The sequence below is a fragment of the Aquabacter spiritensis genome (assembly GCF_004346185.1).
Classification (GTDB): Bacteria; Pseudomonadota; Alphaproteobacteria; order Rhizobiales; family Xanthobacteraceae; genus Aquabacter; species Aquabacter spiritensis.
Map to the genome: position 1 here is coordinate 247818 of NZ_SMAI01000002.1, position 18713 is coordinate 266530.

An 18713-nucleotide genomic window follows, 5' to 3' on the forward strand; every position below is an offset into this window, starting at 1 on the left:
CGTTCAGCGGTCGAGGACCGTATCCAGCCAGTCGAACATTTCGCGGTTGAACAGCGCCCGCGCGCCGCTCTCGCAATGGGCGGCGGCGCCGTCGGCCGCAGCGAAGACATGGAAGCGCTTTTCGCAGGTGAGCGCATCGAAGAGGCGCTTGGCGGTCCGGCCGATGCCCTCGCCTTCGGTCACGCAGATCATGGTCGGGCAGGCGATCTCGTGCGCCCGGCCTGCGACCGTATAGGTCGCGGTATCCTTCAGATAAGCGAGCGGCGTGGCGCAGCCATGGACCAGCATGCCGCGTCGAAGGCCCCATCCGCCCGACACGTCCTTCGCCCGCTTTTCGAGCATGCGCCCGAGAAGGGCGAGGATCAGCCGGTTGCCGTCCGGCACTTGGCGGGCGATCCAGCCGGGCATCTGGGCGCGGCCTTCCTCCAGCACCGACATTTGCCCGGGATCCGCGACCAAGGCGGCAAGGCGCGGCTCGCCGCTCGCGGCGCGCGGCGCGAGATAGCCGCCGAGGCTGACTCCGAGCAGCGCCACCCGCTGCGCATCGACGTCTGGCCGGGCCAGAAGACAATCCATCACCGGCCGGATGACGTTTTCCCAATCCGGCCGCAGCGGAATTGCGTGCTTCATCAAGGCGCGGCCCTGGCCCGGTCCATCGAAAACCAGGACATTGTAGCCGCGCGCCAGAGCGGCGGGACCACTGTAGAAGAACACTTCCTCGGCCGTGCCGTCATAGCCGTTATTGATGATGAGGGTGCGGCGCGCCTTTCCCGACATGTCGGGGCGGAAGAACAGACCCCGCAACGGGCTGCCTGCAAAGGGGATCTGCATCGCCTCTCCCGGCGTCTCCATCAGCGCCATGCCGCGTGCGAAGGCCTCCTCCTGCCGCTCATAGGCGCGCACCGCGCGGGGGTCGAGCGGGGCCTGGAACAGGAACGTGTAGGAGGCACGGAAATAATTGAAGGCGCGGAAGAAGGCGTCGCGCGCGCTGACCCGGTGCCCGGCGACGAGGCTCGCTTGCCCGGCATCGTAGATGCGCTCTGCCAAGGCGGTCCATTCCACGTACCAGCGTTCGGGGTCGCGGTCGGGAATCCGGCGGGCCAAAGCGAGGCATTCGCCGATGTCGGCAGCACCGTAATAGGTCATGCCCAAGGCCCGATAGAACTGGGCGTCGAACATCTCGTCCTTGAAGAACTGGCCCACGGTCGCGGTCTCCGGCGTGCAATCTCAGGACTTTAGGCCGGGAGCGGCGGCAACGGAAATGCGACGTGCCGGTCGCGCCGGTGCCGCGGCGGCGGGGAACCCGCATGGCAGGGCTGCGGGGAAGACCCTTGCTGCGGTGCAGCGCAAACGGCAGGCTGCCGCGCCTCGCCTCGACCGGATGCTCCGATGCCGCTGTCTCTCTTGTCGCTCGCCGTCGCCGCATTCGGGATCGGCACGACGGAATTCGTCATCATGGGCCTTCTTCCCGAGGTCGCGCGGGACCTCGGTGTCTCGATCCCCGCGGCGGGGTTGCTGGTTACGGGCTATGCGCTGGGTGTCGTGGTCGGAGCGCCTGTGCTGGCGGTCGCGACCGCACGTCTGCCGCGCAAGGCCACGTTGGCGGGCCTGATGGCCCTGTTCATCTTCGGCAACGTGTTGTGTGCGCTCGCCCCCGGCTATGGGCTGCTGATGGCGGCGCGCGTCGTCACCGCCTTCTGCCACGCGGCATTTTTCGGCATCGGCTCCGTGGTGGCGGCCGATCTCGTGCCGCGGTCGCGGCGCGCGCAGGCGATCGCGCTGATGTTCGCCGGCCTGACGCTCGCCAATGTGCTCGGCGTGCCGGCCGGAACCGCTCTTGGCCAATGGCTCGGATGGCGGTCGACCTTCTGGGCCGTCGCGGTGATCGGCCTTGCTGCACTGGCAGCGCTGGTCGTTCTTCTCCCCGCGCGCCTGGCGCGCCCGGCGGGAGGGGTGATCGCCGAGTTCCGGGTGCTCGGCGAGACGCAGGTCGCGCTCGCCATGGTGATCAGCGTGCTGTGCTCGGCCAGCCTGTTCAGCGTGTTCACCTATATCGCGCCGCTGCTCGGCGAGGTGACCGGGCTCGCACCGACCGCCGTGACCGGCGCGCTGCTGGTGTTCGGGGTCGGCCTCACGGCCGGCAATATGCTCGGCGGGCGCCTCGCGGACTGGCGCCTCATGCCGTCCTTGCTCGCTGTCCTCGTCGTCCTGGTGGGGGTGCTTCTCGTGCTGGTACCGGCCAGCCGGGCTCCGGCTCCGGCTCTGGCCATGCTGCTGGTGTGGGGCATTCTCGCCTTCGCCCTCGTGCCGCTGCTGCAATTGCGGGTTGTCGATACCGCCGCCCGGGCGCCGGGGCTCGCCTCGACGCTCAATCAGGGGGCGTTCAACCTCGGCAATGCCATCGGGGCCTGGGTCGGCGCGCTGGCAATCACCTGGGGTCTGTCCTACCAGCATCTCCCGCTGGTCGGCGCCGCCCTCGCGCTCGCCGCTCTGGGCCTGGCCGGCCTCTCCTTCCGCCTCGACCGCGGCGCGATGGCGAGGGGCGGGGCGGCGGATGCAGATCTCGCGCGTTAACGTTTCGGGCACGCTGATGCGCGACGACCAGCGCGCGGTGCGCGATCTTTACCAGCGCGCAACGGCCGGGATCTAGCCTTGCGAGGTCCGGGCCGTGGAGGGCCGGGCGGGGTGGCCTTCGGGCCACGCGGCCGAGGAATGGGCGATGAAGCTTCTGTTGACCCGCTTCGTGAAGGAAGAAAAGGGCTCCACTGCGTTGGAATACGGCCTGATCGCCGCGGGTCTGTCGATCGCCATCATCACCGTCATCACGCAGGTCGGCTTCACCTTGGTGCGCCTGAAAGCGGCGGGCGCCGCCGCCGGCAACTGACGGGCCGATTTTCATGATCCCGACGCTCGGCGACATGGTGGTGCTCGGTCTGTTTCCGGCCGCGCTGGCACTGGCGATCGTCGCCGACCTGTTCGGGCGCGTCATCCCGAACGCCGTCATCGTGCTGCTGCTCGCCGGCTTCGCCGCGCTGGCGGCGGCAGGGGTGGTGCCGGAACTGCCGGCGCGCTTCGGCCTCGCCGCGGGTGTTCTGGCCGCCGGATTCGCGCTGTTCTGGCAGGACGTGATCGGCGCCGGAGACGCGAAGCTCGCCGCCTCTCTGGCCTTGTGGCTCGACCCGGCTCAGTTCCCTCTCTTTGCAGCCATCTGCGGCGGGCTCGGGGCGCTGCTCGTTCTCTGGGCGACGCTGCGCGCGCGCGCCTATCCGCTGCCGCCGAGCCTGCCCTACGGCGTCGCGCTGGCCGGTGCGGGCCTTCTTCTGTTTCCCCATTCGTCGCTGATGGCGGGCCTTCTTTAACCAGCGGCCGACGCAAGGAGGGACAGACGTCCCGCGGCTGCTCTGGCCTTTGTCGCGCGGCCCCGCCATGCTACCGCGCATCGAGGAGATCCCTATGGCCGACTGCTTCGCGCCCCCGTCCGACCCGAGCCTGCCCATCTGGTGCGTCACCGCATCCGGCTTCGAAACGCAGGATCTGCCGGCCGCGGTCAGGGCCTTCGCGCAAGCGGCCGGCTTCAAGGCCGACGCCGGCAAGCTCCTGGCCGTGCCGGAGGGAGCCGAAAGGCTCGCAGGCTTCCTGTTCGGACTGCCGGCGAACGGCGATCCGTTCGCTGCCGGGGCGCTGCCGGGTCTTCTCCCGCCGGGGACGTTTCACCTTGCGGGGGAGAAAAACCCGCTCTCGGCCCTCGCCTTCGGCCTCGGCACCTATCGCTTCGACCGGTACCGCGCCAAGAAGGCAGGGGAATTGCCCAGGCTGCGCCTGGACCCCGCCGACGACGCAGAGGGTCTGCGCCGCACGGTCGAGGCCGTGACGCTGGTACGCGACCTCGTCAACACGCCGGCCAACGATCTCGGACCGGCCGAGCTGGAAGAGGCCGCACGCCGGCTTTCGGCGCGCCATGGCGCGCAGATGCGCAGCATCGTCGGGCCGGCGCTGGCCGCGGCGAATTTTCCGCTGATCCACGCGGTCGGCCGCGCGGCGGCGCGCGCACCGCGTCTCATCGACATGACGTGGGGCGATCCCTCCCATCCCAAGCTCACTTTGGTCGGCAAGGGCGTGTGCTTCGATACCGGCGGCCTCGACATCAAGCCCTCGGCCGGCATGCTGCTGATGAAGAAGGACATGGGCGGTGCCGCCCATGCGCTCGGCCTTGCCCATATGGTGATGGCGCGCGGCTTGAAAGTCCGTTTGCGCGTGCTCATCCCCGCCGTCGAGAACGCGATCGCGGGCGACGCCTTCCGGCCCGGCGACATCCTGCGGAGCCGCAAGGGTCTGACCGTCGAGATCGGCAATACCGATGCCGAGGGCCGGCTGGTGCTCGCCGATGCATTGGCGCTCGCCGACGACGAGGCGCCCGATCTGATGATCGACTTCGCCACCCTGACCGGCGCGGCGCGGGTGGCGCTCGGCCCGCAGCTGCCGCCGGCTTATACCGAGGACGACGCGCTGGCCGAGGAACTCGCCCGCCACGCCGCCGGGCAGAACGATCCGCTCTGGCGCATGCCGCTCTGGAAGCCTTATGCGGGGATGCTGGACTCGAAGAGTGCCGATATCAACAATGCGGGCGCCGGTGGATTTGCCGGCTCAATAACAGCGGCCTTGTTCCTCGCCCGCTTCGTCGCGGCCGCCCGATCCTGGCTGCACCTCGACATCTATGCCTGGAACCCGTCTGCCCGGCCGGGACGCCCGGAAGGCGGCGAGGCCCAGACCATTCGCGCGTTGGACGCCCTGTTGGTGGAGCGGTACGGGGCATGAGCGGCGATCCCCGTCTCACGCCGGCACGCCCGGATCTTGCGGCCGAACATTTGCGTGGCCGGGTGGAGGCGCCGTCCTATGCCGCGGGGGTGCGGCGCCGCGTGGTGGCGCCGGTCGCCCCCGTGCGCCGGTCGCCCTCTGCGCGCGCACCCCTCGATACCGAGGCGCTGTGCGGCGAGACCGTCATGGTCTACGAAACCGACGGCGAGGGTTGGTGCTGGGGTCAGCTCGAACGGGATTCCTATGTCGGCTATCTTCCCGAAGATGCGCTCGGTCCGATCGGTCCGGCGCCGACGCACCAGATCAGCGCGCTTCGGACATTTTTGTTTCCCGGGCCGGATATCAAGCTTCCGCCGATCGCCACCCTGCCATTCGGCGCGCGCGTTGCCGTCACAGCGACGCGAGGGACCTTCGCCGTGACGCCGAACGGTTGCCTTGCAGGCGTCCATCTCGCGCCGGAAGCGGATCTCGCGGCGGATCCCGTGGCCGTGGCCGAGCGCTTTGTCGGAACACCCTATCTGTGGGGCGGGCGTTCCGCTTTCGGGCTCGACTGTTCCGGCCTGGTGCAGACCGCGCTCGGCGCTTGCGGCCTTGCCGCGCCGCGGGACAGCGATCAGCAGGAGGCGGCATTGGGGATGCCGGTCGATCCGTCCGGGCTCTTCGTGCGCGGCGACCTGCTGTTCTGGCCCGGGCATGTCGGGATCGTCGCGGACCCCGACACGCTGCTCCACGCCAACGCCTTCCATATGATGGTCGCCGCCGAGCCTCTCGAACCGGCCTTCGCCCGCATGTCGGCCCCCCGGTCGGCCCGGCGTCTCCGATCGGCAAAGGATTTGTAGCCGCGGTGTCGGCGGGTGCTTGCCGGGGTGCGGAGACCGGCTCAGCGGTCCGCCGATCCCGACCGATGGGCCGCGTAAGCGAGGGCGTCCCGCGCCACCTCGGCGACGCAGGCGCTGAAGTCCCCGGTGCGAGCGGCGATGTCGGCCAGGGAGAACCAGGCGGCGTCGCACGCATCATCGGCCGCCCTCGCTTCGCCGGCGCGCCAGATACCGATCACCGGCACCAGAAGATAATGATGCAGCAGGCGTCCGTCGGGCGCATGGTCGAACGCATCGAGCACCTGGAGCGTCGGGCCCGGCACGGCGGTGACGCCGGTCTCCTCGAACAATTCGCGCATCGCCGCCGCGGCGGCCGTCTCACCCCATTCGATCCGGCCGCCGGGAAAGCCCCAGAGGCCGGCATCGGGCGGATTGACCCGGCGCACCAGGAGGACGCGCCCCGCGCGCGGGACCACGGCGAGCGCGGCGCAGCCGGGACGCTTGAGCGCCGCACCGGCCGGCATCACACCCGCACCGCCTCCGCCGGTCCCCGGGCGGCGACCACGCGGTTGCGGCCGAGCCGCTTGGCTTCGTAGAGCGCGCCGTCGGCGGAGGCGAGCAGCGCATCGGGCGAGCCGTGCAGGCTCGGCACGGCCGCGGCGACGCCGAAGCTGGCGGTCAGCCGGCGCATCGCGGTCTTGGGATGGTCGATGCCGAGTGCGGCGACGAGGCGGCGCACGTCCTCGGCGAATTCGACCGCAGCGGCAACATCGCAACCCGGCAGAAGGACGATGAATTCCTCGCCGCCATAGCGTGCGGCGAGATTGGGCGTGCCGGCGACGGCAGCCGCGAGCATGCGCGCGACGCTGCGCAGCGCCTCGTCGCCCTGCAGATGCCCCATCGTGTCGTTGTAGAGCTTGAAATTGTCGACATCCGCCATCACCAGGGCCAAGGGCCGCCCGGCATCCGCCCCGTGCACCCATTCGTCGGAAAACTGCACGTCGAATGTCCGCCGGTTGGCAAGGCCGGTCAGGCCGTCCGTGGAGGCGAGGGCGGTGAGACGCCGATTGATGTTCCGCAGGCCGGCGGTGCGTTCGTCGAGCCGCCGGTTCATCGCCTCGAATGCCCGCATCACAGGTTCGAACTCGCGCACCTCGGCTTCACCGAGCCCCCGCGTCTCGTCACGCCCGGCTGCCAGGATGTCGCGGGCCATCTGATCGATCGGAGCGACGATCAGGCGGTCGGCGGCATAGATCGCGATCAAGGTGAGCGCGGTGAGCGCGGAGAAGAGGAGGCCGAGCGTGGCAAGGATGCGTTGGTCGATGGCCCGGGTCGCGTCCGCCGGATCGATCCCCGCGAGCACCCGGATCGCGGTGCCGGGCAGGCGGACATAGGCGAAATAGCGCGTGACCCCGTCGGGGCCGGGCGCCTGGAGCGTACCGTCGTCGTGCGCCATCATGGCCTGGAGCAAGGGTGCGGCGCTCGGCATGGTTTCGGGGATGGTCGTGGGGACGGGATGACGGGCCAGGACGGCGCCCGCGCCGTCCACCACCCAGATATGGACGCCGGAGAGGCCGGCGTGGACCGAAGATCGCGACATCCATTGCAGATCGAGACCTACCGCCGCGAGGGCGACCGGATCGCCCTTGGCGTCACGCTCGGCGCTGGCGATCGCAATCCCCGACCGGGCGGTGTTGCGGGTGACGAAGAAATCGGACACGGCCGGCTGAGGCGATTTGAGCGCCTTTTGAACATAGTCCCGATCGGACAGGTCGACATTCAACAGCGCGCGAGCATTGGTGCATCTCACGCGACCTTCGATCGTGCCAATCCAGGCGCCCTGGACGCCGAGCACCTCGCCGCTGATCTGCCGCAACAGCGCCTCGCAGGCTGCGGGATCGGCCATCAGCGAGGTCGCCTGGGGGCCGAGGGTCTGGACCACGGCGGTTGCCGCCGAGATGTTCTCGCTCTGTGCGAGCGCCACGATCTGCACGGTCTGGCGCAGCCGGTCGATGGTGTCCGCGATCTGCTGGTTTCGTGCGTTCAACAAAGCGACGCCGCGCTCCAGCGCGATGGGAAGCGCGAGCAGCAGAATCAGCGAGATGACGCGCCGGCGGATGCTGACCCGCCGCCAACGGCCGCTCTGCGCTTTCGGGTGCAGCTGATCCGCCATTCCGTCCAAGAGCCTGCCGCCGGCGCACCCGGCGCGCCCACCCTAGAGCGCGATTCGGTCGGATGGAAACACGATGTTTGCCGCGAAGGTACCCGGTCCCGGCCGCCGCACCGTGTCGACGCGCCGGGTCCGCTCCGACCGCGAATCGCGTGGTTTCCGTCCCGCGGGCAGGGCGGTATTTTTTGTTCGCCGACCGCAGGGCGCACGAAATTCGCACGCATGCCACGGGATCCCTCTCCTGAGGCTTTCCTCCCGCCGCGTTGCGCGGCAGAACGAGGCGGGCGCGACGAGCGGCGGGACCCGGCACGAAGGAGAGGCGATCGTGGAGCACGAGGCAGAGGTGCAGGGCCTGAGGGCGGTCGAGGACGCCCTCGCCGCGGCCTGCCGCAAAGCGGGGCGGGCGCGCGCCGACGTGACGTTGATCTGCGTCTCCAAGACCTTCGATGGGGCTGCGATCCGGCCGGTCTTGGCCGCGGGCCAGCGCGTGTTCGGCGAGAACCGCGTCCAGGAGGCGCGGGCGAAATGGCCCGATCTGCGGGCCGAGACGCCAGGCGTGGCGCTGCATCTCATCGGCCCGCTGCAATCCAACAAAGCCCGCGAGGCGGTGGAGCTGTTCGATGCGATCCACAGCGTGGACCGGCCGAAGATTGCCCGCGCGCTCGCCGAGGAAATGGCGCGCCAGGGGCGGCGCCTGCCGGTCTTCGTCCAGGTGAACACCGGCGCCGAACCGCAGAAGGCGGGGGTGCTGCCGGAGGCGGCCGACGCCTTCATCGCCGCGTGCCGCGATACGCTCGGGCTCGATCTGGCCGGGCTGATGTGCATCCCCCCGGCGGAGGACGTGCCGGCGCCGCATTTCGCGCTGCTGGCAAAGATCGCGGCCCGCAACGGGCTTGCCGGGCTCTCGATGGGCATGAGTGCCGATTTCGCCGTCGCGGTGAGCCAAGGCGCCACCCATGTGCGCGTCGGCAGCGCCATCTTCGGCGGCCGCTCGCCGGCGGCCGGAAAGGCTTGATGCCCACGCGGTTCGCGGATATACGGATCGCCTTCCCGCGACGCTCCCATCGTCTAGCGGTCTAGGACGTCGCCCTCTCACGGCGAAAACAGGGGTTCGATTCCCCTTGGGAGCGCCACTTCCGCACAAAACCGCGAACACCAAGTTTATCGCGTGCCCGTGCTTGCGGCGGCGATGACCTTCTCGAGATCGCTTTGTCGCCGACAATTCAGGCGCTGTCGGTGTCGAACTTGACACTGTCGACGATGCTCTGCGGCCAGGCTTTGCGGAACGGCACCGAGCCTGCCGCGCTATTCGTCCGCATCAGCATGCCGAACTCTCGCACGAACTCGGGGGCGATCGTGGCGGGCGGCCGCTGCGCTGCATGGACGCGGTCGAGAGCGGCCTTGGCCTGATCGCGGTCGGCCTTGAGTGGGCGATGCGCTGCCTCCAGAGCTTCGATCTCCGCGCGCCCGACCGGCATTGGACGGGGCAGGTCGTCCCTGACCTGCCATTCGCGCGCGCGATGCGCGCGCCAGCCGGGCGCCCCCCGCTTCGGCGAGGATGGCGCTTCGGCGCTCGAACGCAAACGCTGCAGGGATCCACGATCTGGTCGGACATCGCGGCCGCGCCCCGTGTCGCGGCTGCGGCGGCGCGTCCGGGCGTTCACCACCTCGGGAGAGCGCTCTTCTCCTGCGGGCGCGCGGGGCGGCCCACCGCGACATCGCCGGCGCTCTGAGGAAAAAGATCGTGCTCGGCTCGACAATCTGAAATCAAAGTTGTAATTGCAAATAATGCTTGCTCGTTTATTTATCTCATCGAGATATTTAGTTATCTCATCGAGATGTTTAGGCGAATATATATTACATATTTATTACATTGACTGACTCTCGCCAGAGGAGGTTGTTGTGCCGACGAATAATCAGCCGACACTTGCGGTGCATCACCTCGTTTTGCTGCAGGGAGTCTTTCCCTCACGGGACGCGGGTGGCGCCACAGATTCTGTTTTCATGGGGTCGATCCGGTCGTTCGCGGGGAATTTCGCTGCAGGCGGCACCGCGTTCGCCGAAGGCCAGAGTCTTTCAATCAACCAAAACACGGCCCTTTTCTCTCTCCTCGGCACGACCTACGGCGGAAACGGCCGAACCACCTTCCAATTGCCGGATCTCAACGGCCGCCTGATGGTCGGCGTGGGCGATGACACGGCAGCTGGCGAGGCGTTCGGGTCGTCGGCGGTGACGATCGTGCGCGCCAACCTGCCGACGGCCTTGGGCGGCGCCGACGTGCCGTTCAGCAACGATCAGCTCTCGCTCGGCGTAAGCTTTGTGATCGGCGCGGGAGGGAGCACCGTCGGGCAGATCGTGCCGTTCCTCAGTAACTTCACGCCTACTGGCTATCTGGCCACCGACGGGGCCACTTTAAGCGTCGCGGAGTTTCCGGAACTGTTTGCTGCCATTGGCAACCAGTTTGGCGGTGACGGCATCTCGACATTCATGCTGCCCGACTTGCGCGACAAAACCATTATCGGCGCCGGACAGGGCGCTGTGAACTATGCGGTGGGCACGGTGATCGGCAGCGACACCGTTACCATCACGGGCAACTCACTCACCGACGTCCTGGCCGCTTCGTTCGACAATCATCAGCCGTCTATGGCGCTGAATTTCATCGTTGCCACCGAAGGCGTTTATCCGAACTCGGATTCCTCAGTTCCAGATGATATGCCGTTTCTCGGCGAGATCAGGGCATTTGCCGGCAACACTATTCCCAATGGATGGGCGCTCGCAGACGGAAGCACGCTGCAAATCAGTTCGAACGAAGCGCTCTTTGCCATTCTCGGCACCACATACGGCGGGGATGGTGTCACGACCTTCCAATTGCCCAATCTTATCGGGCGCGCCATGACGGAGGCTGACGGCGCCTTGGGCGCGGAAGACGGGACGTCCACGTTCCAGTTGACGAACTCCGACCTTCCGGCCAACGCCCTCCCCACCGGCGCGGTGACCGTCAGCGGCACGGCGGCGGAGGATGCGGTGCTGACCGCCACCGGCACGGTGGCGGACGCCGATGGCGTTCCGGCCTCGGCCGGCTATCAGTGGCAGCGGCAGGACGGCACCAACTGGGTGGACATCACCGGCGCCACCGGCGCCAGCTACACCCTGACCCAGGCGGAGGTCGGCCATCCGGTGCGCGCGGTGCTGCGCTACACCGACGGCCAAGGCACCAGCGAGACCGTCGCCAGCGCCGCCACCGCCCCCATCGCCAACGTCAATGATGCCCCCACCGGCACGGTGACCGTCAGCGGCACGGCGGCGGAGGATGCGGTGCTGACGGCGACCAGCACGGTGGCGGATGCCGACGGCTTTCCTGGCGCGGTGAGCTATCAGTGGCAGCGGCAGATCGGCTTCTTCTGGCTGAACATCGCGGACGCCACCGGCACCGCCTACACCCTGACCTCGGCGGAGGTGGGTTACAAGGTGCGCGCGGTGCTGCTCTATACTGATGGCCAAGGCACCGCCGAGCGCGTCGCCAGCGCCGCCACCGCGACCATCGCCAACGTCAATGACGCCCCCACCGGCGCGGTGACCGTCAGCGGCACGGCGGCGGAGGATGCGGTGCTGACCGCCACCAGCACGGTGGCGGATGCCGACGGCGTTCCGGCCTCGGCCGGCTATCAATGGCAGCGGCAGGACGGCACCAACTGGGTGGACATCGCTGGGGCGACCGGCGCCAGCTATACCCTGACCCAGGACGATGTGGGCCACGCGGTGCGCGCGGAGCTGCGCTATACCGACGGCCAGGGCACCGCCGAGAGCGTCGCCAGCGCCGCCACCGCGACCATCGCCAACGTCAATGACCCCCCCACCGGCGCGGTGACCGTCAGCGGCACGGCGGCGGAGGATGCGGTGCTGACCGCCACCAGCACGGTGGCGGACGCCGACGGCGTTCCAGCCTCGGCCGGCTATCAATGGCAGCGGCAGGACGGCACCAACTGGGTGGACATCACCGGCGCCACCGGCGCGAGCTACACCCTGACCCAGGACGATGTGGGCCATCCGGTGCGCGCGGTGCTTCGCTACACCGACGGCCAGGGCACCGCCGAGCGCGTCGCCAGCGCCGCCACCGCGCCTATCGCCAACGTCAATGATGCCCCCACCGGCGCGGTGACCGTCAGCGGCACGGCGGCGGAGGATGCGGTGCTGACCGCCACCAGCACGGTGGCGGACGCCGACGGCGTTCCAGCCTCGGCCGGCTATCAATGGCAGCGGCAGGACGGCACCAACTGGGTGGACATCATTGGCGCCACCGGCACCAGCTACACCCTGACCCAGGCGGAGGTGGGCCATCCGGTGCGCGCGGTGCTGCGCTATACCGATGGCCAGGGCACCCCCGAGAGCGTCGCCAGCGCCGCCACCGCCCCCGTCGCCAACGTCAACGACGCCCCCACCGGCACGGTGACCGTCAGCGGCACGGCGGCGGAGGATGCGGTGCTGACCGCGACCAGCACGGTGGCGGATGCCGACGGCGTTCCGGCCTCGGCCGGCTATCAATGGCAGCGGCAGGACGGCGCAGTCTGGGTGGACATCATTGGCGCCACCGGCACGACCTACACCCTGAGCCAGGCGGAGGTCGGCCATCGCGTGCGCGCGGAGCTGCGCTACACCGACGGCCAGGGCACCGCCGAGAGCATCGCCAGCGCCGCCACCGCGACCATCGCCAACGTCAACGACGCCCCCACCGGCACGGTGAGGGTCAGTGGCGCGGCGGCGGAGGATGCGGTGCTGACGGCGAGCCATGCGGTGGCGGATGCCGACGGCATTGCGGGCGCGGTCAGCTATCAATGGCAGCGGCAGGACGGCGCCGTCTGGGTGGACATCGCGGGCGCCACCTACACCAGCTACACCCTGACCCAGGCGGAGGTCGGCCATCGGGTGCGCGCGGAGCTGCGCTATACCGACGGCCAGGGCACCGCCGAGAGCATCGCCAGCGCCGCCACCGCGACCATCGCCAACGTCAACGACGCCCCCACCGGCGCGGTGACGGTGAGCGGCACGGCAGCCGAGGATGCGGTGCTGACCGCCACCGGCACCGTGGCGGATGCCGACGGCGTTCCGGGCGCGGTCAGCTATCAGTGGCAGCGGCAGGACGGCGCCACCTGGGTGGACATCACCGGCGCCATCGGGACCAGCTACACCCTGACCCAGGCGGAGGTCGGCCATCGAGTGCGCGCGGAGCTGCGCTATACCGATGGCCAAGGCACCGCCGAGAGCGTCACCAGCGCTCCGACCGCGACCATCGCCAACGTCAACGATGCCCCCACCGGTACGGTGACCGTGAGTGGCGCGGCTGCGGAGGATGCGGTGCTGACGGCGAGCCATGCGGTGGCGGATGCCGACGGCTTTCCGGCCTCGGCCGGCTATCAGTGGCAGCGGCAGGACGGCACCAACTGGGTGGACATCACCGGCGCCACCGGCGCCAGCTACACCCTGACCCAGGACGATGTGGGCCATCCGGTGCGCGCGGTGCTTCGCTACACCGACGGCCAGGGCACCGCCGAGCGCGTCGCCAGCGCCGCCACCGCGCCTATCGCCAACGTCAATGATGCCCCGACCGGCACGGTGACCGTCAGCGGCACGGCGGCGGAGGATGCGGTGCTGACCGCCACCGGCACGGTGGCGGATGCCGACGGCGTTCCAGCCTCGGTCGGCTATCAATGGCAGCGGCAGGACGGCACCAACTGGGTGGACATCACCGGCGCCACCGGCGCCAGCTACACCCTGACCCAGGCGGAGGTGGGCCATCCGGTGCGCGCGGAGCTGCGCTATACCGACGGCCAGGGCACCGCCGAGAGCGTCGCCAGCGCCGCCACCGCCCCCGTCTCCAACGTCAATGACGCCCCAACCGGCACGGTGACCGTCAGCGGCACGGCGGCGGAGGATGCGGTGCTGACGGCGAGCCATACGGTGGCGGATGCCGACGGCTTTCCCGCCTCGGTCGACTATCAATGGCAGCGGCAGGACGGCACGAACTGGGTGGACATCGCTGGGGCGACCGGTACCAGCTATACCCTGACCCAGGACGATGTGGGCCACGCGGTGCGCGCGGAGCTGCGCTATACCGACGGCCAGGGCACCGCCGAGAGCGTCGCCAGCGCCGCCACCGCCCCCGTCTCCAACGTCAATGACGCCCCAACCGGCACGGTGACCGTCAGCGGCACGGCGGCGGAGGATGCGGTGCTGACCGCCACCGGCACGGTGGCGGATGCCGATGGCGTTCCGGCCTCGGCCGGCTATCAATGGCAGCGGCAGGACGGCACCGGCTGGGTGGACATCACCGGGGCCACCGGCACCAGCTATACCCTGGCCCAGGCGGAGGTCGGCCATCCGGTGCGCGCGGTGCTGCGCTACACCGATGGCCAGGGCACCGTCGAGACCGTCGCCAGCGCCGCCACCGCCCCCGTCGCCAACGTCAATGACGCCCCCACCGGCACTGTGACCGTCAGCGGCACGGCGGCGGAGGATGCGGTGCTGACGGCGAGCCATATGGTGGCGGATGCCGACGGCTTTCCAGCCTCGGTCGGCTATCAATGGCAGCGGCAGGACGGCGCCGTCTGGGTGGACATCATTGGCGCCACCGGCACGACCTACACCCTGAGCCAGGCGGAGGTCGGCCATCGCGTGCGCGCGGAGCTGCGCTACACCGACGGCCAGGGCGCCGTCGAGACCGTCGCCAGCGCCCCGACCGCCCCCATCGCCAACGTCAATGATGCCCCCACCGGCATGGTGACGGTGAGCGGCACGGCAAGCGAGGATGCGGTGCTGACGGCGAGCCATATGGTGGCGGATGCCGACGGCTTTCCAGCCTCGGTCGACTATCAGTGGCAGCGGCAGGACGGCGCCGTCTGGGTGGACATCATTGGCGCCACCGGCACGACCTACACCCTGACCCAGGCGGAGGTCGGCCATCGCGTGCGCGCGGAGCTGCGCTACACCGACGGCCAGGGCGCCGTCGAGTCCGTCGCCAGCGCCGCCACCGCGCCCATCGCCGCGTCGCTGCCTCCTAACTCCGCTCCCTCGGCGCAGGATGACGCCTTCGTCGCCATTCGAGGCGAAGCCACCCTCCTCAATCTGCTGGCCAACGACCGCGACCCGGAGGGCGCCGCGCTCACCATCACCCAGGTGGAGGGCCAGGCGATCTCGGTCGACAGCCCCGTCACTGTCGCCACCGGCACGGTGACGCTACTGGCAGACGGCCGGCTCAGCTTCACGCCCGCGGCGGGCGTCGAGGGGCTGGTCGTCTTCACCTACACCGTCTCCGACGGCGCCCTGACCGCCAGCGCCACGGTGTCCGTCACTGTGACGCCGCCCGCCGCCGCGCCTACGCCGGAGGATGACACCTTCACCACCGCGGCGGGGGAGGCCGTCATCATCGACGTGCTCGCCAATGATGCGGACGGGGACGTCCCAAGCGACTGGCGCGTGGTGCGGGTGGATGGCGGCGCTATCGCGAGCGGCCTCTCCCTCGCGGTGGAGGGCGGTGCTGTGACGCTCACCGAGGCGGGGCTCCTGCGCTTCACCCCGAAGCCCGGCTATGACGGGCCGGTCCGCTTCACCTACACCGTCTCGGACGGCACCGGCGGGATCGCCACAGCCGTTGTCACCGGCACCGTCTTGGGCCCTACGGGGGAGAACGCCTCCCCGCTGGCCCATAGCGATGTCTTACCCCTCCACGCCGACGGCCGCCCCGTGGCCCTGGACGTGCTCGCCAATGATAGCGACCCTGAGGGTGCTCCCTTGCGCGTCACCGCCATTGACGGCCACGCCATCACTGTGGGAGGCGCGGTGGGCGTGGACGGGGGGAGGGTGACGCTTTCGACGGACGGAACCCTCCTCTTCACGCCCGACGAAGGCCAGCCCGGCTCCGTCACCTTCAGCTACACCGTTGCCGACCCTGCGGGGGGCACCGCCTCCGCCCTGGTCACCAGCTCCGCCGTCCTCGCCGATCTCATGCCCCGGATCGAGACCGCACTGGAGACCCATGGCAACGCCGTCAGGGATCCCGCCGCCCTCCTGCCCGTCATTTCCGTGATCTTCCCTGGCGCCCTGGTGGGCTCCGGCAACACGGACGGCCCCGGTGGGGGCTATGTGCCTCCGGCGGGCTACGGCTTCGATGAAAGCAGCCTCCTGACAGGCACGAAGGGCCTGCTGGATAAGCTGGTGACCGTCGCTCTCGGGTTCGACACGGACGGCACCGACCTCGTCACCGACCTTGGCTCGGGCCAGTTGACCAGCACCACCGCCCAGAGCCTGGCCATCCAGACGATTTCGGGGGCGGGCCGCACCATCGTTTTCGAGGCCGGCGGCAGCGCGACCTCCTTCGCCAGCGACACGGCGGGGGCTCACGCTTGGTCGCGGGCATTTGCGCAGAGCGTTCTTCAGCCGGATTTCGATCCCGCCAGCGTCGTCGCCTTTGACCGCGGCGGCCAGGGTGCGGCCTTCCAGAGCGACATGGCCAGCGGCGCGCCGCTCGCGGTGAAGATCGACGGGCAGGAGGCCGACACGCCCCATATCGCCCTCTCCAGCCCGTTCGGTCTCGCGGACTTCATCGCCGTCGACGGCGGCAGCGCGGTGGAGGTCGCGCGCCTCGTCACCACCGCCCGCACACTGGGGGGTGCCGACGACCAACAGGCGATCATCCGCATGCGCCAGAACGGTATGCAGGATGTCGAGCTCATGTTCTACAAGGTTGACGATTATTCCGGCACCGTGGACGGGCTGCGGCCCGGGGATGCCGGCTATGATGCGGCGAGCCGTGTCCATGCCTACCAGACCGATGCCGGCGCCACCTCGATTTCCGGTGCCGGCTACGGCAGGTATGGCGAAGCCCGCCTTGCCGGGGTGGATGACGGCGATCTCATCGCCATGCGGATCACCTCCGGCGGACACGACTTCTACATGTTCGCCAATGCCAACGAGACGGTGGATGGGCAAGGCATCAACCACGTGTGGAACTACGGCCTCAATACGTGGGGTTGGGAAGACGTCTACGGCGGCGGCGACCGCGACTTCAATGACCTCGTCGTCCAGATGGACTTCGTCTCCGCCGCGCTCCCAGACACCTTCCTGTGAGGCGCGAGGGATGCCCCGCGTTCAGTGAGGTCGCGGGATTGTGCTTCAAAGGCCCGCGACAAGCCGAGACTGGAACCAGCCCGCCCCTGTCTTCATGTCAATCAAGCCCCCAGCGCAATGGTCGCGCTGCGTTCCAAGGTATTTTAGCTCATCTGCCCTGGACAACTTTTCACAGAATACTTCCTCGGTGATACGTGCTCGATCCGATTGAGGACTTGGTCTTCCGGCCGGGGGAACAAGCTCTCTGGCCTGCTGCCGGTTTCGTGGACAGCGAGATAAGGTGTTCAGCGGGACTGGGGAGCTGGAATGCGACGACGGAGGTTCGGCCGCGAGTTCAAGCTCGAGGCTGTGAGGTTGGTGAAGGATCGGGGCGACGCGGTTGCGCAGGCTGCCCGCGACTCGGATGTCCACGAGACCGTGCTGCGTAAATGGATCCGCGAGGCGAATGCGGATCCCCAGCATCCGTGTCCCGGCCACGGGCAGTTAAGGCCCGAGCGTCGAGATTCATCGGCTGCGCAGGCAAGGGGCCAAGCTGAAGGCGGAGCATGACCTCCTAGGCTGTTTGATCCCGTGATTTGATGGTGCAATCTCGACGCGCGAATTCCTGCCTGAAGATGCATTCTCGTCCTCAGCCCCGAATCGGCCCTCCGCCGCGGCGGGGATGGCCGCAAGGCCGTCAATCGCGGTTGCGGCGAAGCCAGCAGGAGGGTGTCGGAGACGTCATGTCATGTGCGTGAGGCGTCGGTGCGCCGCCGTCGGTGTTGACACCGACGGTGATCATTGCGGCGACCGACACGGTACGGCCGCACCGGGCCGTGAGGTCGGTGGCGTCGATCCGCGATCGGTCAGTCACTCTCGCTTGGGCGGTTCAAAAAGGCCTTCAAGGCGCCGTAGATCTCTTGGCACAGCCGCGGCACCTGCGAACCCGCTCTGAGAGGTCCACCTTTATGATCCTCTTTGCTCAACCGAGTCCCTGTTCTCCCCGTGAAATCAAAGCTTGAAGATGCAGGACGATGTGTCCGCTATGGTGCCCCGCTCGCCCTAGGGGAGCTGGGAAATCAGAGCGCTTTCGGTCGTCTCTCCATGCTGGCGAAGCGCCTCCCGGAGGCGTTCAGCGTCGCGCGCCGCCAATGCGTCGGCAATTTCCTCATGCTCGCGCTGACGACGACGTGCGGCATCCGGATTGTGACCGCGATAACTGAGATAGGACACGATCTGAAGCTGCAATTGCAACTGTCCGTATGCGCGGTCAAGAAACGGGTTGTGGGCCGCCCCGACAACCGCTGCATGAAAGGCACTGTTCGCGCGAACAAAACGCGGCCCGGCCCCGTCGCCGTACGGATCGTCGATTGACGTGGCATGCATCTCCTCGACGAGCGCCCGCACCCGGGCCATGTCGTCATCCGTCGCCCGAAGCGCTGCGCCTTCGGCGGCGAATGCTTCGAGGGCACGGCGCAACGCAAACATTTGCGCGGCGGCGTCGGGGCCGATGGTGGTGACGGTGGTGCCGCTGCGCCCCTTGATCGATAACATGCCTTCCGTCTGCAGCCGGTTCACCGCTTCCTTCACCGGCATGCGCCCGAGCCCCAGCCTCGCGGCCAGGAGATTGACCGATGTGCGCTCGCCTGGTCGGAGGCCACGGGCCAGAATGAGATCGACAATTCCGGAATAGGCGGCTTCCGCCGCCGATGGCGGTTTGACTGTGGACAGCGCGTGGGGCATGCCGATCTGGGGCATCCCATCCCCGGCGGCTCCGCCCATGGGAGCGGTCTCTTCCATGCTTCCTCCGA

General features: G+C 68.9%; 12 protein-coding genes, 1 tRNA gene and 1 pseudogene. 9 read left to right on the forward strand and 5 right to left on the reverse strand.

The features are described 5' to 3' along the window. Positions 1-3: 3 nt before the first annotated feature. Complete coding sequence (locus EDC64_RS05360) at positions 4-1203, reverse strand: alpha/beta hydrolase (protein WP_132030223.1); 1200 nt, start codon at positions 1201-1203, stop codon at positions 4-6. Positions 1204-1389: 186 nt separating this feature from the next. Between EDC64_RS05360 and EDC64_RS05365 the strand changes: the two genes are divergently transcribed. From EDC64_RS05365 to EDC64_RS05385, 5 genes are all read left to right on the forward strand, one after another. Further along, the gene (locus tag EDC64_RS05365; protein WP_132030224.1) at positions 1390-2574 is read left to right on the forward strand and encodes an MFS transporter; all 1185 of its coding nucleotides are present in this window, start codon (positions 1390-1392) and stop codon (positions 2572-2574) included. 145 nt (positions 2575-2719) lie between these two features. Then, complete coding sequence (locus EDC64_RS05370; protein ID WP_132030225.1) at positions 2720-2884, forward strand: Flp family type IVb pilin; 165 nt, start codon at positions 2720-2722, stop codon at positions 2882-2884. Positions 2885-2897: 13 nt separating this feature from the next. Then, a complete protein-coding gene (locus EDC64_RS05375) occupies positions 2898-3359 on the forward strand; it encodes a prepilin peptidase (RefSeq protein ID WP_132030226.1) in 462 nt (153 codons plus the stop codon). Positions 3360-3453: 94 nt separating this feature from the next. Beyond that, the gene (locus EDC64_RS05380) at positions 3454-4815 is read left to right on the forward strand and encodes a leucyl aminopeptidase family protein (RefSeq protein WP_132030227.1); all 1362 of its coding nucleotides are present in this window, start codon (positions 3454-3456) and stop codon (positions 4813-4815) included. Next, a complete protein-coding gene (locus EDC64_RS05385) occupies positions 4812-5654 on the forward strand; it encodes a C40 family peptidase (protein WP_132030228.1) in 843 nt (280 codons plus the stop codon). The genes EDC64_RS05380 and EDC64_RS05385 overlap by 4 nt, the downstream gene beginning before the upstream one ends. A gap of 41 nt (positions 5655-5695) precedes the next feature. Here EDC64_RS05385 and EDC64_RS05390 read toward each other — a convergent pair whose 3' ends face one another. Next, complete coding sequence (locus EDC64_RS05390; protein WP_132030229.1) at positions 5696-6157, reverse strand: NUDIX hydrolase; 462 nt, start codon at positions 6155-6157, stop codon at positions 5696-5698. Beyond that, positions 6157-7806, reverse strand: coding sequence for a sensor domain-containing diguanylate cyclase (locus tag EDC64_RS05395; RefSeq protein WP_132030230.1), 1650 nt, complete (start codon positions 7804-7806; stop codon positions 6157-6159). The genes EDC64_RS05390 and EDC64_RS05395 overlap by 1 nt, the downstream gene beginning before the upstream one ends. Positions 7807-8128: 322 nt before the next feature. Between EDC64_RS05395 and EDC64_RS05400 the strand changes: the two genes are divergently transcribed. Further along, positions 8129-8818: a YggS family pyridoxal phosphate-dependent enzyme gene (locus EDC64_RS05400; RefSeq protein ID WP_245504546.1), complete on the forward strand. Its 690-nt coding sequence runs from the start codon at positions 8129-8131 to the stop codon at positions 8816-8818. 42 nt (positions 8819-8860) lie between these two features. Further along, positions 8861-8936 (forward strand) — tRNA-Glu (locus EDC64_RS05405). 90 nt (positions 8937-9026) lie between these two features. On the opposite strand, the gene EDC64_RS05410 is transcribed toward EDC64_RS05405, so the two are convergent. Further along, positions 9027-9281: a hypothetical protein gene (locus EDC64_RS05410; RefSeq protein ID WP_132030232.1), complete on the reverse strand. Its 255-nt coding sequence runs from the start codon at positions 9279-9281 to the stop codon at positions 9027-9029. A 526-nt stretch (positions 9282-9807) separates the two neighbouring features. Between EDC64_RS05410 and EDC64_RS05415 the strand changes: the two genes are divergently transcribed. Both EDC64_RS05415 and EDC64_RS05420 read left to right on the forward strand, forming a co-directional pair. Beyond that, positions 9808-16923, forward strand: coding sequence for a tail fiber protein (locus EDC64_RS05415; protein WP_132030233.1), 7116 nt, complete (start codon positions 9808-9810; stop codon positions 16921-16923). Positions 16924-17229: 306 nt separating this feature from the next. Continuing rightward, positions 17230-17479: pseudogene (locus EDC64_RS05420) on the forward strand (transposase); the annotation flags it as partial. A 485-nt stretch (positions 17480-17964) separates the two neighbouring features. Here the strand turns inward: EDC64_RS05420 and EDC64_RS05425 are convergent. Next, positions 17965-18702: a GntR family transcriptional regulator gene (locus tag EDC64_RS05425; RefSeq protein WP_245504547.1), complete on the reverse strand. Its 738-nt coding sequence runs from the start codon at positions 18700-18702 to the stop codon at positions 17965-17967. Positions 18703-18713: the final 11 nt, after the last annotated feature.